This window comes from Streptomyces sp. NPDC057543, from assembly GCF_042801895.1.
GTDB lineage: Bacteria > Actinomycetota > Actinomycetes > Streptomycetales > Streptomycetaceae > Streptomyces.
The window spans coordinates 1-16,949 of sequence record NZ_JBHVFF010000187.1; the positions used below are offsets into that span (position 1 = coordinate 1).

At 70.5% G+C, this 16,949-nt stretch carries 17 protein-coding genes; 6 read left to right on the forward strand and 11 right to left on the reverse strand.

The features are described 5' to 3' along the window. The first annotated feature begins 316 nt into the window (after window positions 1–316). The gene (locus ACFU8Q_RS27030) at window positions 317–646 is read left to right on the forward strand and encodes a hypothetical protein (protein ID WP_384458322.1); all 330 of its coding nucleotides are present in this window, start codon (window positions 317–319) and stop codon (window positions 644–646) included. A gap of 257 nt (window positions 647–903) precedes the next feature. Here the strand turns inward: ACFU8Q_RS27030 and ACFU8Q_RS27035 are convergent, their stop codons facing one another. The 3 genes from ACFU8Q_RS27035 to ACFU8Q_RS27045 all read right to left on the reverse strand — a co-directional run bounded on the left by ACFU8Q_RS27035 (window position 904) and on the right by ACFU8Q_RS27045 (window position 3,608). Beyond that, entirely contained in the window at window positions 904–1,311 is a 408-nt protein-coding gene (locus tag ACFU8Q_RS27035; protein WP_384458324.1) for a YrdB family protein, read from the reverse strand. Window positions 1,312–1,507: 196 nt separating this feature from the next. Further along, complete coding sequence (locus tag ACFU8Q_RS27040) at window positions 1,508–2,041, reverse strand: Lrp/AsnC family transcriptional regulator (RefSeq protein ID WP_384458326.1); 534 nt, start codon at window positions 2,039–2,041, stop codon at window positions 1,508–1,510. Window positions 2,042–2,171: 130 nt separating this feature from the next. Further along, window positions 2,172–3,608 carry an aldehyde dehydrogenase family protein gene (locus ACFU8Q_RS27045; RefSeq protein ID WP_384458328.1) on the reverse strand — a complete coding sequence of 479 codons (1,437 nt, stop codon included), beginning with the start codon at window positions 3,606–3,608 and terminating at the stop codon, window positions 2,172–2,174. Window positions 3,609–3,931: 323 nt separating this feature from the next. On the opposite strand from ACFU8Q_RS27045, the gene ACFU8Q_RS27050 reads away from it, so the two are divergent. Then, window positions 3,932–5,365, forward strand: coding sequence for an APC family permease (locus tag ACFU8Q_RS27050; protein WP_384458329.1), 1,434 nt, complete (start codon window positions 3,932–3,934; stop codon window positions 5,363–5,365). A gap of 313 nt (window positions 5,366–5,678) precedes the next feature. On the opposite strand, the gene msrA is transcribed toward ACFU8Q_RS27050, so the two are convergent. The 4 genes from msrA to ACFU8Q_RS27070 all read right to left on the reverse strand — a co-directional run bounded on the left by msrA (window position 5,679) and on the right by ACFU8Q_RS27070 (window position 10,434). Then, entirely contained in the window at window positions 5,679–6,347 is a 669-nt protein-coding gene (gene msrA, locus ACFU8Q_RS27055) for a peptide-methionine (S)-S-oxide reductase MsrA (protein ID WP_384458331.1), read from the reverse strand. Window positions 6,348–6,436: 89 nt separating this feature from the next. Beyond that, complete coding sequence (locus ACFU8Q_RS27060; protein ID WP_384458333.1) at window positions 6,437–7,534, reverse strand: hypothetical protein; 1,098 nt, start codon at window positions 7,532–7,534, stop codon at window positions 6,437–6,439. A 37-nt stretch (window positions 7,535–7,571) separates the two neighbouring features. Beyond that, window positions 7,572–9,158, reverse strand: coding sequence for a M48 family metallopeptidase (locus tag ACFU8Q_RS27065; protein WP_384458335.1), 1,587 nt, complete (start codon window positions 9,156–9,158; stop codon window positions 7,572–7,574). A gap of 172 nt (window positions 9,159–9,330) precedes the next feature. Beyond that, window positions 9,331–10,434 (reverse strand): hypothetical protein, encoded by a 1,104-nt coding sequence (locus tag ACFU8Q_RS27070; protein ID WP_384458337.1) that lies wholly within the window; start codon window positions 10,432–10,434, stop codon window positions 9,331–9,333. 68 nt (window positions 10,435–10,502) lie between these two features. Here ACFU8Q_RS27070 and ACFU8Q_RS27075 point away from each other — a divergent pair, with 68 nt between their 5' ends. Further along, a complete protein-coding gene (locus tag ACFU8Q_RS27075; protein WP_384458339.1) occupies window positions 10,503–11,648 on the forward strand; it encodes a cystathionine gamma-synthase in 1,146 nt (381 codons plus the stop codon). Window positions 11,649–11,870: 222 nt separating this feature from the next. Here the strand turns inward: ACFU8Q_RS27075 and ACFU8Q_RS27080 are convergent, their stop codons facing one another. The 4 genes from ACFU8Q_RS27080 to ACFU8Q_RS27095 all read right to left on the reverse strand — a co-directional run bounded on the left by ACFU8Q_RS27080 (window position 11,871) and on the right by ACFU8Q_RS27095 (window position 13,493). Further along, on the reverse strand, window positions 11,871–12,056 hold the full coding sequence (locus ACFU8Q_RS27080; protein WP_384458341.1) for a DUF1059 domain-containing protein: 186 nt from the start codon (window positions 12,054–12,056) through the stop codon (window positions 11,871–11,873). Window positions 12,057–12,127: 71 nt separating this feature from the next. After that, on the reverse strand, window positions 12,128–12,373 hold the full coding sequence (locus ACFU8Q_RS27085) for a hypothetical protein (RefSeq protein WP_384458343.1): 246 nt from the start codon (window positions 12,371–12,373) through the stop codon (window positions 12,128–12,130). After that, window positions 12,370–12,864, reverse strand: coding sequence for a sigma factor-like helix-turn-helix DNA-binding protein (locus ACFU8Q_RS27090; protein ID WP_384458345.1), 495 nt, complete (start codon window positions 12,862–12,864; stop codon window positions 12,370–12,372). Before ACFU8Q_RS27090 ends, ACFU8Q_RS27085 begins: the two co-directional genes overlap by 4 nt. A gap of 98 nt (window positions 12,865–12,962) precedes the next feature. Continuing rightward, entirely contained in the window at window positions 12,963–13,493 is a 531-nt protein-coding gene (locus tag ACFU8Q_RS27095; RefSeq protein ID WP_384458347.1) for a MarR family winged helix-turn-helix transcriptional regulator, read from the reverse strand. A gap of 156 nt (window positions 13,494–13,649) precedes the next feature. Between ACFU8Q_RS27095 and ilvA the strand changes: the two genes are divergently transcribed. The 3 genes from ilvA to ACFU8Q_RS27110 all read left to right on the forward strand — a co-directional run bounded on the left by ilvA (window position 13,650) and on the right by ACFU8Q_RS27110 (window position 16,917). Continuing rightward, on the forward strand, window positions 13,650–14,879 hold the full coding sequence (ilvA, locus tag ACFU8Q_RS27100) for a threonine ammonia-lyase (protein WP_384458349.1): 1,230 nt from the start codon (window positions 13,650–13,652) through the stop codon (window positions 14,877–14,879). A gap of 152 nt (window positions 14,880–15,031) precedes the next feature. Then, the gene (locus tag ACFU8Q_RS27105) at window positions 15,032–16,057 is read left to right on the forward strand and encodes an ATP-binding cassette domain-containing protein (RefSeq protein ID WP_384458351.1); all 1,026 of its coding nucleotides are present in this window, start codon (window positions 15,032–15,034) and stop codon (window positions 16,055–16,057) included. A gap of 29 nt (window positions 16,058–16,086) precedes the next feature. Continuing rightward, window positions 16,087–16,917, forward strand: coding sequence for an ABC transporter permease (locus ACFU8Q_RS27110; RefSeq protein WP_384458353.1), 831 nt, complete (start codon window positions 16,087–16,089; stop codon window positions 16,915–16,917). Window positions 16,918–16,949 lie beyond the last annotated feature (32 nt).

A 16,949-nucleotide genomic window follows, 5' to 3' on the forward strand; every position in this document is an offset into this window, starting at 1 on the left:
GTCGCGTCACGCGACCGGGCCGAAGCGGTGTCAGGCGGCCGGCAGCGCGCGGCGCCGAGAGTCTCCGTCAGACCCGTGTTCACGACCACCACGGCTCCGGAGATCAGCGCCGCCACCGGTTGCCCCACTGCGTGGACCGCACCCGGGATCCGCGTCCCGCCGGCATCGAGCGATCGCGGCGGCAGTGGAAACGCACCTGGGACTGCCGGGGTCCGGCATTGCCGGAACCCCCGAGTCCGGCGACCATGTGGGCATCTCCGGAGCGGGCGTTACGCGCGTTCCGGACCTCACCCGACCGGAGAATGGAGCGTCCGTCATGGCATGGGTGGTAGGAACGGGCGGGCTCATGGGTCTGCTGGTGATCGCATTGGGGCTCGTGACGCTGCGAACAGGATGGATCCTGCCCACGGCGCGCCGCCACGTCACCAGGCCGCGGCTCCACGGCCTCGGTGCCCTGCTGACGGGCATGTGTCCGGTGCTCGGGGGCCTCTTCTACTTCCGGATCCTGCCGAACGTCTCCTGGGAGATCCGATTCTTCGGCGGAAACGCCTTCTTGTTCGCCGGTCTCCTCCTGATCGCCGCCGGCCAGCTGATGCCGCGCCGCCGCGGCCCGCACCCGGACCGCACCGATCCCTCAGGCGTATGATCCGGAACTCCCGCTCGACCGCGAGTATGAACCCTCGTGAAGGCGGTGCCGGGGTGGACCGGCCCGGACACGCCGACGGCGCGTGACTGCGAGAAAAAAGACCGGCCTGCAGCTGACCGGGCACGCCCGCGCGATGGCTGTATACGCCCAGCGGCACACCACACAGCTGTTGGCCTACAGTCCGCGATCACGCCACCGCGCCGACCATGAACCCACCACTGCCCGGAGCCGGTGCGGGCCCACGGGCCGCTGTCCCGTCAGGCAGTCGGCACTGCGCGGCGCGGTGCGCGGCGCCGAAGGGTCTCCGCCAGCCCCGTGTTCACGACCACCACGCCCCCGAAGATCACCGCCGTCACCGGATGCCCCACCGCGTGGACCGCGTACACACCACCGCCGAGCACCACCGCCTTGACTAGCAGAACCCCCACGAGAGGCGGCCGGAAACGGGCGCGCGGGGCGGCGAACAGCCACCAGATCACGACCGCCGCGCCCGGCGCCCCGATCCCGAGCAGCAGCCGGGCGACCGTGCCGTCCCCCGTGTCGAATCCCCACCAGCCGAGCGCGCCCAGCGCCGCCAACTCGACGAGAAACGCCGCGACTTCATTGACCATGAACCAGATCCGCCCGTCCGGGGCGGCGGACATGCCGTGGCCTTCGCTCGTCATCGGTGGGGAACTCCTCTTCGTGCGCGGTGGAAACCATCGTGGCACGTCCGACCGGTGTGACTCATGCACTCCACATCGACAGCCGCACCGTCCGTCGAAGGCGTTGCTTCGGTGACGTCTCGACGACGCCGGACGCCGGGTCGGCATGTGCCGGACGCGCCGCCCGCTCGTTCCGTCGTCCGCCGAGGAATCGCGGTCAGCGGTCGGCCCGTTGGTCGATGCCCGCGTCATCGGGGGGCCCTGGAGCGTCCAGGACGGAGGTCTCCACCTCGCCGACGCCCCACCCGTACGCCAGTTTGTGCACCTCCAGCACGAAGAAGGAGTCCGTGGTGACGATCCCGTCGATCAGGTGGAGGCGCCGCGTCACCAGGTCGGTGAAGTGGTCGGTGTCCCGGCAGATCACCTCGGCCATGACGTCGAACCGCCCCGCAGTCATGATCACGTACGCGGTCTCGGGGAGCTCCCGCAGCGCCCGGCAGACCATCTGGGCCATGCCGGGCCGCACCCGGATGCCGATCATCGCCATGCGGTCGAAACCGATGGTCAGCGGGTTGGCGATGCCGACGATCTGCAGGATGCCCGCATCCTGCAGCCGCTGCACCCGATAGCGGACGGAGGACGCCGGGATACCCACGTCCGAGGCGATCAGACTGTAGGCGCGGCGTCCGTCCGTCTGCAGGATGGCGATGATGCGCCGGTCGATGTCGTCGAGCGGGCTCGCGGGGGACATACGGCTGCTCCGGAGGTCGCGTCCAGGGGACCGGCCCGCACCGGTGGCCGCGCCCTTGATCCAGGAACGGCCACCGGGTCCGGTCGGTTCAGGGTACGGAGCCCCTGCGGGCGCGCCTGTCACAGGCCGTTCAGACGCTCATGACACCCGTACGCAAGTCGGACATGTCGAGCAGGGTGTGCTTGCCGCCGATGCGGCCCCAGCCGGTGCCGCGGCTGCCCGCCCCGCCGAACGGCATGTTGATGTCCCAGAAGCACGTGCTGTCGTTGACCACGACCTGACCGACGGCCATCTCCTCGACGAACCGGTACGCGGCGGCCATGCTCCGGGTGAAGACCGCGCCCTGGAGACCGAGCTTGTCGTCGTTGGCGATTCGCAGCAACTCGTCGTCGGAGCCGCCGGTGATGATCGGGACGACCGGGCCGAAGGACTCCTCGCGGGAGAGGAGGCTGTCCTCGGGCACGCCGTCCACCACGGTGAACTCGTAGTAGAGGCCGGTCGGCTGCCCGGCGCGGCGCTGCCCGCCGAGCAGGATCTGTGCGCCGTGCTCCCGCGCGTCCGCCATGTGCCGGTCCATCTTGGCCGCGACACCCTCGTTGTTGAGCGGGCCGAGGTTCGTCGCCGCGTCGAACGGGTCACCGAGCACGACGTCCTCGGCGGCACGGAGTACGGCCGCCACGAAGTCGTCGTGCGCGTCGGCGTGGACGACCACCCGCTCCGTGGCACAGCACACCTGCCCGGAACACAGGTACGCGCCGTACACCGCGGCGCGGGCCGCCGCGTCCAGGTCGGCGTCGGCGAGCACCACCAGCGGGCCGTTGCCCGAGCACTCCATGATGGAGCGCTTGAGGCCGGCGGCGGCCGCGATCTTCGCGCCGGTCGCCGAGGAGCCGATGAAGCCGATGGCATCGATGCCGGGATGGCGCACCAGCATGTCCCCGGCCGTGCCCTCGCCGGGCAGGACGTTGACCAGGCCCGCGGGAACCCCCGCCTCGACCATCGCCTCCATGGCCTTCAGCACGGTAAGGGGGGTGTTCGACGGCGGCTTGACGACGTGCGCGTTTCCGGTGGCCAGACCGGGGGCGACGAACTCGGCGAGCATCAGCAGCGGGAAGTTCCAGGGGGTGATGATGCCCCAGGTGCCGACGGGCCGGTAGAAGGTCCACATCCGCTTGGTGTTGTCGGTGGACGGCATCGTCTCGCCGTGCAGGCGCACCGCGTCCTCGGCGTGCAGATGGAACAGCTGCGCCGCCTCCTCGACGTCGGCGACCGACTCGGCGAGCGGCTTGCCCTGCTCCAGCGTCTGCAGGCGGGCCAGCTCCTCCACCCGGGCGGACAGCGCGTCGCCGACGCGGTGACAGATCTCCGCCCGCTTCCAGACGTTGACCTTCGCCCAGGCTGCCTGCGCCTCGTTGGCGGCCTTGACGGCGGCGTCGAGGTCCGTGGCGGTGGGGAGCGGGATCGTACCGATGTGCGCGCCGGTGGCCGGACTGATGACGTCGTAGGTCTCGGTACCGGTGCTGTCGGCGTAGCCGCCGTTGATGAAGAACGGATGCACGGCAGACATGGGTGCCCTTCTGATCTGGCGCCGGGAGAGCGCGAGGGAAGTGACGCTCCTCACCATCGGTTGGGCAATCGAAGGCTGTCAATGGGGCTGAATCAACAATCTCAAGGCTGATCCACTGCTGAATGAGCAGGTTCAATCCATTGACATGGCGAAATCGTCAGCTCTACGGTGCGTGGCTCAAAGGCTGTCGCTCTTCGCCCGACGCTCCACGCGCTCTGCCTCTGCTTGCGGTCCGATGCTCTCTGTCCGAAGCTCCTCGCGCGCTGTCCGAAGCCCCGTGCTCTCCGCCTGAAGCCCCCGCTCTCCGTCTGAAGGGGACACCCATGTCCGAGCAACCTGCCCTTCCCAAGAAGATGCGCTGGTACGACGGGTTCGCGATGTCGTTGACCATGCCGGCGGCGCTGATCGCATCGCTGGGGGCCTCCATCGGAGGGCTCGGCGCGTGGGGCGCGATCGCCCTGTGGACGGTGTCGATGGTGCTGGCCACCGCCACCAACTGGATCTACACCGAGATGGCCGCGATGTTCCCCGAGTCGTCGGGCGGTATCGCGCACTACGCCACCGAGGGCTGGCGCAGCCGGGTCCCTGCCGTCGGCGCCCTGGCCGGCATCGGCTACTGGCTTCCCTGGACCACCGCGCTCTCGGTGTACGCGGGAATCATCGGCTCCCTGGTGCAGGCGCAGTGGTTCCCCGACCAGAACTGGACGCTCGACCTCGGGGTGGCGGAGCTGAGCCTGCCGATCGTGGTGGGTCTCGTCGTCATGGCGCTGCTGTACGGGGCGGCGATGTACGGCCTGCACGCGGCGATGTGGGTGGTCTACGTGACCGGCGGGGTGCTGCTGATCCCGCTCGCCGTCTTCATCGTGGGACCGTTCATCTCCGGCGACTGGAGCACGGCCGGGCTGCACTGGAACCTGCACGGCATGAGCGGACTCCGCGAGGCCCTGGTGTGGCTGTACATCATGGCCTGGACCTCGTTCGGCGTCGAGGTGTGCGCGACCTTCGCCCCCGAGTACAAGGAGACCGTGCGGGACACTTCCCGGGCGTTGCGCGCGGGCGTGCTGTTCTGCCTCGGCATCTTCATCCTGCTGCCGCTGGCGCTCTCCGGATACGTCGGGGAGAAGGCGATCGGCGACGACCCGACCGCGTTCTACGTCGGGGCCTTCCACAACCTGGTCGGCGGGGCCGCCGACCTGATGATCGTCTTCCTGATCGCGTCGCTGCTGCTCATCATGATCACCGGGCTGGCCGACGGCTCACGGGTGTTGTACGACATGGGGCGGCAGGGCGTCACGGTCCGTCAGGTCGGCGTGCTCAACCGGCGCGGCGTACCGGCTCGCGCGCTCACCGTCGCCCTGATACTCAACGTGGTCGTGCTGGTGGTGCTCAAGACCCCGCTGGCGATCATCGTCACCGGCAACCTGGGCTACGTCCTCACCCACATCCTGGCGATCTCCGGTTTCGCCCTGCTCCGCCGGGACCGGCCCGATCTGGCACGTCCGATCCGGCTCCCGAACTTCTTCGTGCCGCTGGCCTGGGTCCTGACCGCGCTGCTGGGCGTCATCCTGGTCGTCGGCGCCACCGGCTTCGCGATCACCGGATACGGCGGCTACAAGGAACTCGCCATCGCACTCGGCGTGATGGCCGTTTCGGTCCTGCTGTGGGAGTACCGCCGCCGCGTCCAGGACCGCGACGCCCCGGCACCCGCCGACGGGTCCGCGGCCGACGACGAGGCGGAGGAAACTCCCCGCGTCTGAGCAGTCCGGTGCCTGAACGAGTCGGCAGGGTACGCGACCGGCGCGCCCTGGAGCCTCACCACCGGGAGGCATCCCGCTGCCGGTTGTGGCCCCGGACCACCCTCCGGGGCCACTCACCGAAGGTCCGACGGTGCGCACGATCAGCACACCCGCCACCGGCCACAAGGGGCAGCCCTGTGCGCGGAATTCCATCCGCACGCTCACGCCAACCCACCACGGTGGGTACACACCCTCGCTGTGGCACAGGGCCGGTGGTTGTCACCGGATCGGCACACTACTCGTCACCAGGGGAGCACCGACGAAAGGCCGGGGCTCATTCGCCGTCGGCCGGTGCCACCCCGATCGGGCACGAGACACCTGTCCCGCCGATCCCGCAGTAGCCCGCCGGGTTCTTGTCCAGGTACTGCTGGTGGTATGCCTCGGCCGGCCAGAACGTGCGGCCCTCCGCCGAGAGGATCTCCGTGGTGATCTCACCGAAGCCGGAGTCCGTGAGGACCCTCTGGTACGCCTCGCGGGAGGCCGCCACCGCTGCCGCCTGCTCGGGGGAGTGGGTGTAGATCGCCGAGCGGTACTGCGTGCCGACGTCATTGCCCTGGCGGAAGCCCTGGGTCGGGTCGTGGGACTCCCAGAACAGCTTCAGCAAATCGGCGTACGAGACGGTCTTCGGGTCGAAGACGACCCGGACCGCTTCCGTGTGGCCGGTCAGGCCCGAGCAGACCTCTTCGTACGCGGGGTTCTCCGTGTAGCCGCCCTGGTAGCCGACGAGCGTCGTCCAGACGCCGTCCGTCTGCCAGAACTTGCGCTCGGCGCCCCAGAAGCAGCCCAGCGCGAAGTCCGCAACCTCCAGGCCCTCCGGGTACGGGCCCAGCAGCGGGTTGCCCAGGACCGTGTGGCGGGACGGGACGGTGAATTCGGGGGTGGGGCGGCCCTTCAGGGCCTCCTCGGGGGTGGGGAGCTGGGGGGTACGGCGGTGCAGGAACATGCGTGGGCTCCTCCGGGGACTGGGTTTACGGTCCGTACAACGCGGTGCGGGGGCCGGAGATTCCGGCGCCCGTACCGCGTGCGTGACGGTCAGTCGCCGTTCGCCTCCACGACCTGCAGGGCGCTGTAGTCGCGGCAGTGGACGTAGAACTTCTTCGGATCCCTGAAGTACGACCACGGGGCGTCGGCGTCGAAATGGCCGTCGATCGCCCGGAACTGCTCCACCGCCGCCTCGTACCGGTCCTGCCAGTACAGCGTCCAGGCGAGCATGTGGCGGGCCCGGAGGATCCGCCGGTCTGCGGGGTCGGCCGCCGCGGCGGCTGCCACGTCGATCAGGCAGGCGTCGACCGCGGCGATCAGCTCCGGGCTCTTGTAGTACACGTCCCGGTCCGTTTTCGAGCTGCTCCGCTCCTGCTTGAACGCGGCGTACAGCGGGAGCAGCGAGAGCAGTCGGCCGGGGGCGCCCAGCCGCGCCGCCTCGCGTGCGAAACACTCGGCCGGCTCGTGCGAGCGGCGCCATGTGTGGCACCAGTACCGGAGCACCGCGTCGTGGGCCGCGAGGTGGGGCGCGTCGCGCTCGACGACCTCCGCCCACAGGGCACGGCACTCGTCGGGTTCGTAGCCGAGGCCCAGGGCGCAGGGGATCTCGGCGATGTACGGACACGGGTCGTCGCCCGCCAGCGCCTGGGCCTCGTGGCATGCCTCGCGGGCCCTGACCATCACCTGGTGGAAGACGGAGGACTGCTCCCACGTGGGGTGCTGCGTCGGGTTCGTACCGTGGACCTGCGCGGCCACGCCGGTCAACGCACCGGCGTGCACGAGGGCCGCACCCGCGTCCTTCGGCCGCGCGGCGCGCCAGGCCAGCAGCCAGGCGTCGTCGGCCGCGGCCTCGTCCTGGAGGACGGCGGCGCGCCGGTAGCGCTCGTGCCAGTGGCGGCCCGCTTCGTCGAGGAAGGCGGCGCCCGCCTTCCAGTCGCCGGAGCGGACGGCGGCGCGTATCTCCCCGTCGTGCGGGTCGGGGGAGCATGCCTCCGCGGTGTTGAGCTTGTCGGCCGGTACCAGGCCGAGTGCCGCGGCGGCCTCTGCCGGGCCGGGAGTGCTCTTTGCGGTCTGCGGCGGCTTCTTCCGGGCCTTCGTCCAGAGGTACCCGCACAGAGCGGCGGCCGACAGGAGCAGCAGGGGGGTCATGGAAGGTTCCGGTCCGGTTCGGAAGCGGGTACGGCGGTCAGGGGGTGAGCAGTTCGCGCAGCGGCTTCGTGTCCGGGACATCCGCCACCGCCGCGTCCAGCGCCGCCGGGAGCATCTCCTCGTGGCCCTGCGGCAGCTCCAGTGACGTGCCGTTGTCGATCCAGGACAGTCGCCAGTGGGCCCGTCCCTGCCGCACGTACTCGCTCTTGACCAGTTGCCTCAGCTGGTCGCGCAGCTTGGGCCTGGCGAACTCGCGGGCCGCGCGTCCGGTCGCCGCTCGGGCCTCGTCGGATTTGGGGAGGCGGTCGGCGATCTGCCACTGTGCGCCCGCGTCGAGCGCGTCGAGCGCGTCGGTCACCGAGCCGTCGGTGCCGGTCACTTCGGCGACCGCCGTCCTCAACTTCTGCGTCGACCGCTTCCCGTACGTCGTCATCGACTCGTGCACCAGGTCCGGCCAGTCGACCCGGCGCAGCCGCAGCATCTCCGGTGTCAGCACCTGCTCCTCGACAGCGGCCAGCGTGCGCTCGGTGTCGACGAGCAGGCCCAGGGCCGGTTCCACGGTCTCCGACGCGCGTTCGTCGTCCGGCAGCTCCTCGATCCGGGTGATGCGTTCCATGATCTGCGGATCCGCGTATGGGTCCACTTCGTACAACAGGGAGTCGCGGTACTCGTCCAGCTCGTCGCCGCGCGCGGCCAGCACATGCCGTAGACCGCCGAGGACCTGGCCGGGCGGGGGCAGCATCCCGGCCCCCACACCGAGCGTGGCGTAGGTGTCCATGTAGTCCTCGTGCATGTCGAGGAGGACCAAGGTTTCGCGCAGTGCGGACGCGGTTACGTCACGGCCTGCGATCCGCACCGCGACGTCGTCGGCCGCGAACTCCGCGCAGCGGGTGTCGGACAGCGTGACGCGCCTGGAGAAGGTCTCGTACCGCCGGTACAGCGCCGCCATCGTACGGAGCGAGGTACCGGCGTCGCTCGGGTCGATCTTCTTGGCCTCCTTGCCCTTGGCGAGCGCCTTGGCGGCCTTCTTCTTCTGGCGTGCCCGCTCCGTGGCGACGGCCTTGCCCACCCACTCCTGGAAGTGGGTGATGGTGCGGGTGGTCTGGATCCGGCCGCGCGTGTTGATCGCGGTGAGGCGGGTGTCGGAGTTGGCGAAGTGGCCCAGCTCGTGCGCGAGCACGGAACGCAGCTGGGCCTCGGACATTCCGGTCATCAGCGGCAGTCCGACGTGGAGCCTGCGCCGGCCGGCGACCAGGCCGAGGAACCTGGTGTCCTCGACGGCTGAGGCGTTCACCTGGTCGGTGAGCACGATCTCGTCGGGTGCGCGGGTGCCGACCCGGTCGGCAAGGTCGCGGACCGTGGCCCAGAGCCGGGGTTCCCGGGTGTCGTCGACGTGCAGTCCGTGCACATCGTCGTTCTTCGGTATGCGTAGCACGAACATGCCTCGCACGATCGGGAGCGCCAGCGGGGAGGTGCGCGCGAGAACCATCACGGCGATGGGAATCCACGTCCAGCGGAACGCGGCCCAGTCGAGGACGCAGAGTGCGGCGAGCAGGAGGATGCCCAGCAGGTAGAAGCCGGCGAACAGAACAACGGCGCGGACGGCACGCAGAGTTGGGTCCATCGGGAGGATTCCCCCACGGGAAGGGGACGGCGGTGGTGGTGCGCGTGGCGAATCGGAGTATGTCGCCTCGCGGACGGGCGCGGCAACGCGTTAACGGGGGCAGCTGGTGACCGGGGCCGCGCTGCCCCCGGTCGTCACTCGGGGAACGGGTGCCGGGCGCCGGGTCGCACGGCTACCGCGGCAGTGTCGCCGGGCTGCCGCCGTTCGCCTCGTAGCCGGCGACGGCGAGGGCCCGGTAGACCGTGTATTCGGCGGCCGGGTCGGGGCTCTGGGTCCATGGCAGGGCGCCCACGTGGCCGTCGATGTGGACGAACTGGTTCATCGCCTCCGACCAGCGCTCCATCCGGACGAGGAAGAGGACCAGCAGATGCCGGACGTGGGCGAGCATCGGGTCGTCCGCACGGGCCGCGTGCACCGCGAACAGAGCGCCCTCGACCGCCTTCGTCACCACCGCGCTGCGGTAGAAGCCCTGCACGAGATTGACCTCGGGCAGATGCTCGTACACCGCGAAGAGCGGCAGCGCGGCCAGCAGGGAGCCCTGCGGGGCGCGGGCGGCGGCCGTGGTGGCGAAGCGGTCGGCCGCCTCGCGGGAGCCGTGCCACTTCTCGCACCAGTAGTGCAGCGCGGCGATGTGCGCGCCCATGTGGGCCGGGGCCCGGTCGATCACCTTCGCCCAGAGCCGGTCGAACTCCTCGTGGGAGTAGCCGAGTCCGCGGGAGACGGCCAGTTCGACGATGTACGGGACCGGGTCGCCGGGCGCCAGCAGTGCCGCCTCGCCGCAGACCGTGCGGGCCTCCTCCAGGATGATCCGGAAGTCGTCCGTCCCCGCGGTCGACGAGCGCCACGCCTGCTGCACCAGGAACTCGGCGTGCACCGCCGCGCCGCCCGCGTCCTTCGGCGCCTCGGCCCGCCACGTGCGCAGCCACGCACCGCCGACACCGGGCTGCTGCGCCAGTTCCAGCGAGGCGGCACCGGCGAACGCCTGCACCCGCTGCCATCGCACCTCGCCCTCCTTGGGCGTACCGGCCAGCAACTGCGAGGCCGCCCGCCAGTCCTGGGAGCGCTGCACGACGTCGAGCACGTCGAGGAGATCCTGGTCCGGGCCCGGCAGCCGGATGTCCAGCTCCTCCTGGCGGGCGAAGCCGTACGTGTCCGGGTCGGCGGCGTCCGGCGAACCGGGCAGGACCTGGCGGATACCGCCGCGGCGGCGCAGCACGAAGGGGCCGATGACCGCGGCGAGCATGCACAGCGCGATCAGGAACCAGAGAATCTCCATGCCCCCATTGTCACCGGACGGCCCGGTAGCCCGGTGGGCGCCCTCGCGACGAACTACGCTCGGGCCCCATGAGCGACCAGCACAGCTTCGAGACTCTCGCGATCCACGCGGGAAACACCGCCGATCCCCTCACCGGCGCCGTTGTTCCGCCCATTTATCAGGTGTCCACCTACAAGCAGGACGGTGTGGGCGGACTGCGCGGCGGCTACGAGTACAGCCGCAGCGCCAACCCGACCCGTACCGCCCTGGAGGACAATCTCGCGGCCCTGGAGGGCGGCCGTCGCGGGCTGGCCTTCGCCTCCGGACTCGCCGCCGAGGACTGCCTGCTCCGTACGCTGCTCACCCCCGGCGACCACGTGGTCATCCCGAACGACGCCTACGGCGGCACGTTCCGGCTGTTCGCGAAGGTCGTCTCGCGGTGGGGTGTGGACTTCTCCGTAGCCGACACCTCGGACGTGGCGTCGGTACGGGCGGCGATCACCCCGCGCACCAAGGCGATCTGGGTGGAGACCCCGTCCAACCCGCTGCTCGGCATCACCGACATCGCCGCGATCGCCGGAGTGGCCCGTGCGGCGGGTGTGCGACTGGTCGTCGACAACACCTTCGCCAGCCCCTACCTCCAGCAGCCCCTTGCCCTGGGGGCCGATGTGGTGGTGCACTCCACCACCAAGTACATGGGCGGCCACTCGGACGTCGTCGGCGGCGCGCTGATCGTCAACGATCCGGAACTGGCCGAGGAGTTGGCGTACCACCAGAACGCGATGGGTGCGGTCGCCGGACCGTTCGACGCCTGGCTGGTGCTGCGCGGCATCAAGACCCTCGCGGTCCGTATGGACCGGCACAGCGAGAACGCGACCAAGATCGCCGATCTGCTGACCCGGCACCCCAAGGTCACCCAGGTCCTCTACCCGGGGCTGCCCGAGCACCCGGGCCACGAGATCGCCGCCAAGCAGATGAAGGCCTTCGGCGGCATGGTGTCCTTCCGGGTCGTGGGCGGAGAGGAGGCGGCGGTCCACGTCTGCAACCGGGCGAAGCTGTTCACCCTCGGTGAGTCGCTGGGTGGCGTCGAGTCGCTTGTTGAGCATCCGGGCCGCATGACGCATGCCTCGGCGGCGGGGTCCCCGCTGGAGGTGCCGGCCGACCTCGTCCGGCTCTCCGTCGGCATCGAGTCCGTCGACGACCTGATCGCGGATCTGACGCAGGCGCTCGGATAGGGACTGTCCGGCGGATCGGGGCCGCGCGCCACCGTCAGGCCCGGCCCGCCCGTCGTCCGGCGCTGCGTCCAGCGATGCCCGGCCCCCGTTCGGGCGGCACCAGGCCGGGCACGGACTCGGGCTCAGGTGTTCTCGTCGTCCAGTGATGCCCGGATCTGTTCGCGCAGTTCCGCTCCAGCGATGCCCGGCCCCCGTTCGCGCGGCACCAGGCCGGGTCCGGGCTCAGGTGTTCTCGTCGTCCAGCGATGCCCGGATCTGTTCGCGCAGTTCCGGGCTGTCGGTGTGCTCGTGGACGGAGACCGCGTGTTCCGCCGCGGCCCGTACGACTTCCTCTTCCTCGCCCGAGATGGTGAGTGAGCAGTTCGTGACGCTCGGATACTTGCGGCAGTCGGCGACTTTCCTGGTCATCACAGGCTCCTCGGCCGGTTCCCATGGCGTCCCGTTCCAGGATAGTTCGGCGGGTCGCCGGGGACCTGCCCTCACCAGCCGTCCAGTGGCGGCGTCGTCTCGGCGGGCGGCACCTGCCACGGCTGGGCCGTCACCGCCCACACCGCGAACGCGACCACCGCGGCGCATGCCAGCAGCAGCATCAGCCGGTGGGCGAAGCGCCGTCGGCGCAGCAGGCGGGCGCCGCGTTCGGCCGCCCGCTGTGCGAGATCGCCGGGGACCTGCGGGTGCGGACCGTCCAGCATGTGCCGGACCTCGTCCTCCCCGCCGCGGCTCACGGCGCGGCCTCCATGGGCCGATGCCACCCGCGCCGCGCCGTGGGGCGGCGGGTGCCGCGCATCGTGGCCACCGAGCGGTTGCAGATCGCCCGGACCCGGTCCACCGGAAGCCCCAGCAGCGCCGCGGCCTGCTCCTCCGCGACTCCTTCGTGCAGCCGGAGCACGAGGATCAGGCGTTCCTGCGGCGTCAGCCGGTCCAGCGGACCGCCGCGCGGCCGGTGGTGCCGCCAGACCTCGTGGGCGAACCGGACAGCCAGCTCCCGCCGGGTGCGGTCGTACGGGTCCTCGCCGCGCAGCCGTTCCCATTGCGCGTAGGTGCGTGCCAGTGCGGCCGTGAGCATCCGCTGGGCCCGGGGGTTCGCCCCGGGCGGCCGCAGGGGTTCGGCGGTGAGCAGCGTGGCCGTGTGCAGCAGTCGGCCGGCCGCGCCCGCCACGAAGGCCTCGAACTCCTGGGCGCGGCGCCGCTCCCGGCCCGCCTGGCGCTCTCGCACGGTCCTCATCCGAGCCTTTGCGGGGGCGCCTGGTCAAGAGGCGTGCGCGCGGCAGCCCGTTCAGCGGCTCCGGGCGTGGCCGGCTTCCGCTGTCCCGTTCATCCGGTCCGGGGAGCGTTGTGCGAGGTCTGCCGGGCGGCCAGTGCCGTGTTGAACCGGGTGAGCAGCGTGCAGAACGTCTCGCGCTGCTCGGGTGTCCAGTCGTCCGTCACCTGCGTCATGAGTTCGCGGCGGGAAGCGCGGACCTCCTCCAGCCGTGCCTGGCCGCGCGGCGACAGCTGGAGCACGACGGCCCGGCCGTCCTCCGGGTGCGAGGTGCGCTTGACCAGGCCGGTGTCGACGAGCGGCGCGACCTGCCGGGTCACGGTCGAGGAGTCGATTCCCATGCCCGCGGCCAGCGCCTTGACGCCCATCGGGCCTTCCCGGTCCAGCCGGTTGAGCAGCAGGTAGGCGGCACGGTCCATGGAATTGCGCACCTGGCCGACACCGCCGAGGCGGGTCTGCTCGGCACGGCGGGCGAATACCGCGACCTGGTGCTGCAGCGCATCGAGGACGTGGTCGGAACCCGTGGATTCGGGGGTGGCGCCCCCGGAAGGAGACGCAGCTGTCGTCATGTCCTGAGGGGGCATGGCCGGGGGCTCTCTTCGTGCGGTGTCGGATGGGTGGGGGACAGAGTACGCGGCCTCGGTGCAACGCGTACCAGCGCTGCACAAACCTGCGGACAACGGGGCGGGCCGGGATCGTGCGAGGCGTTCGGCACCCCGCCGAGCTGCAAGACTTGCGGTATGAACTTCTCGGCGACCGGCTCTTTTCCCCCGCTGATTCTCGATGACATCCTCGGGGCGCAGAAGATGCTGTCCGGTGTGGCCAGGGTGACCGCCATGGAGGGCAGCCGCCACCTGACGGAGCTTGTCGGCGCGCCGGTCCACTTCAAGTGCGAGAACCTGCAGCGGACCGGTTCGTTCAAACTGCGTGGTGCATACGTACGGATCGCCGGGCTGTCCCCGGTGGAACGGGCGGCCGGAGTCGTGGCCGCGAGCGCCGGAAACCATGCGCAGGGTGTCGCACTCGCGTCTGCGCTGCTCGGCGTACGGTCGACGGTCTTCATGCCGGTCGGGGCGCCGCTGCCGAAGGTGGCCGCCACCCGCCAGTACGGGGCGCAGGTCCGGCTGCACGGCCATGTCGTCGACGAGACGCTGGCCGCCGCCGAGGAGTACGCGCAGGAGACCGGTGCGGTCTTCATCCACCCCTTCGACCACCCGGACATCATCGCGGGACAGGGCACGGTGGGCCTGGAGATCCTCGAACAGTGCCCCGAGGTGCGCACCATCGTCGTCGGGATCGGCGGCGGCGGTCTCGCCGCGGGCATCGCCGTGGCGGTCAAGGCTCTCCGGCCCGATGTGCGCATCGTCGGCGTGCAGGCGGCGGGCGCGGCCTGCTATCCGCCGTCGCTGGCCGCTGGGCATCCGGTGTCGATCGGCTCGCTGAACACGATGGCGGACGGCATCAAGGTGGGTCGCCCCGGTGATGTGCCGTTCGGCCTGGTGAAGGAGCTGGTGGACGAGGTCCGTACGGTCTCCGAGGACGAGCTGTCCAGTGCGCTGCTGCTCTGTCTGGAGCGGGCGAAGCTGGTGGTGGAACCGGCCGGCGTGAGCCCGGTCGCGGCGTTGCTGAGCGATCCGAAGTCGCTGCGCGGGCCGGTGGTCGCGCTGCTGTCGGGCGGCAACGTGGACCCGTTGCTGATGCAGCGCATCCTGACGCACGGTATGGTCGCGGCCGGCCGCTATCTGAGCCTGCGGCTGCGGCTGACCGACCGCCCCGGCGCGCTGGCCACGCTGCTGGCCGTGCTCTCGGTCGTCGACGCCAATGTGCTCGACATCGGCCATGTGCGGACCGACCCCCGGCTCGGGCTCACCGAGGTCGAGGTGGAGCTGCAGCTGGAGACGAAGGGCCCGGAGCACTGCGAGGAGGTCTCCGCGGCGCTGCGTGATGCGGGCTACCTCGTGATGAGCTGACCCCTTGTGTGTCGCGATGTATCGCGTTACGGTGCTGGCGCGCCGCCCGGTAGCCGCGTGCGTGTTCGCCGGATGTGTTCTCCGGGCGCGGAAAGACCGTCAAACCTAGGATCTGTTGAGGAAGTCACCCGAACGCACTGGGGGAATCCCGTATGCCAGGCGCCATCCATGCCGAAGGTCTGGTGAAGACCTTCGGCGACGTAAGAGCACTCGGCGGTGTCGATCTCGATGTGCCGGAAGGCACCGTCCTCGGACTTCTCGGCCCCAACGGCGCAGGCAAGACGACAGCCGTGCGCGTCCTCACGACTCTGCTCAGGCCCGACAGCGGCAGGGCCGTCGTGGCGGGCATCGACGTACTGAAGAATCCCAATGAGGTACGCCGCTCGATCGGCCTCTCCGGCCAGTTCGCCGCCGTCGACGAGTATCTGACCGGCCGCGAGAACCTCCAGATGGTCGGTCAGCTCTACCAGATGAGTGCGCGGGACGCGAAGGCCAGGGCGGGGGAGCTGCTGGAGCGGTTCAACCTCGCCGACGCGGCCGACCGTACGGCCAAGACGTACTCCGGAGGCATGCGCCGTCGCCTCGACCTGGCGGCGGCGCTGGTCGTCTCCCCGCCGGTCATGTTCATGGACGAGCCGACCACCGGCCTCGACCCGCGCAACCGGCAGCAGCTCTGGGAGGTCATCGAGGATCTCGTCGCGGGCGGTACGACGCTGCTGCTGACCACGCAGTACCTGGAGGAGGCCGACCATCTCGCCCACGAGATCTGTGTGATCGACCACGGCCTGGTCATCGCCCGCGGCACCTCCGACCAGCTCAAGGCCCGTACCGGCGGCGAGCGGGTCGAGGTCGTGGTGCACCAGCGCGATCAGATCGACTCGGCCCGCGCCGTCCTCGCCCACCTCGGCAAGGGCGAGGTCACCGTCGTCGAGCACATGCGCAAGCTGACCGTCCCGGTCTCCGGCGGAGCCAAGCTGCTGGCCGAGGTCATCCGCGATCTCGACGCCCGCGGCGTGGAGATCGACGACATCGGACTGCGCCGCCCCACCCTCGACGACGTCTTCCTCTCCCTCACCGGACACGCCGCCGAGGCGGAGACCAACGGCGGGAACGGGAACGAGAACGGGACGGGCACGACCGGCAAGGCCGCCCTGGCCGGTACGGAGGCGGCAGAGTGAGCGCCGTCACCGGAACCACCGGAACCACCGTGACCCCTGCCGTCCCACGGGCGGGCAGCAGGATCGGGCAGTCGGTACGCGACTCGCTCGTCATCGCCCGCCGGAACCTGATCCGCATGGCACGGATACCCGAGATGATCATTTTCGGGCTGATCCAGCCGATCATGTTCGTCGTGCTGTTCAGCTACGTCTTCGGCGGCTCGATGATGATCGGTGGCTCCACGAGCCCTGCCGACTACCGGAACTTCCTGATGGCGGGCATCTTCGCGCAGACCGTCACCTTCGCCACCGCCGGTGCCGGTGCGGGCATCGCGGACGACATGCACAAGGGACTCATCGACCGGTTCCGCTCGCTGCCCATGGCACGCGGCGCGGTCCTCACCGGCCGTACGCTCGCGGACCTCGTCCAGACGACGCTGACCCTGCTGGTCCTCGCCGTCGTCGCCCTGCTGGTCGGCTGGCGTTCCCACGAGAACATCGGCAAGGTGCTCGGTGGCTTCGCGCTGCTGCTCCTGCTCGGGTACGCCTTCTCCTGGATCGGGGCCCTGATCGGCCTCACGGTCCGCACCCCCGAGGCGGCCACCTCCGGCGGGCTGATCTGGCTCTTCCCGGTGACGTTCATCTCGAACGCCTTCGTGCCCACCGAGAACATGGCGAACTGGCTCCAGCCGATCGCCGAATGGAACCCGTTCAGCGCCACCGTCCAGGCCTGCCGGGTGCTCTTCGGCAACCCCGGCGTGTCGCCGTCGGACGCCTGGCCGATGGTGCACCCGGTCTGGGCGTCGCTGCTCTGGTCGCTGCTGATCCTGGTGGTCTTCCGCACACTGGCGGTGCGCAAGTACCGGCAGGTCGCGGTCTGAGAGACCCCGCACACGCGAGGGAGCCTCCGGCC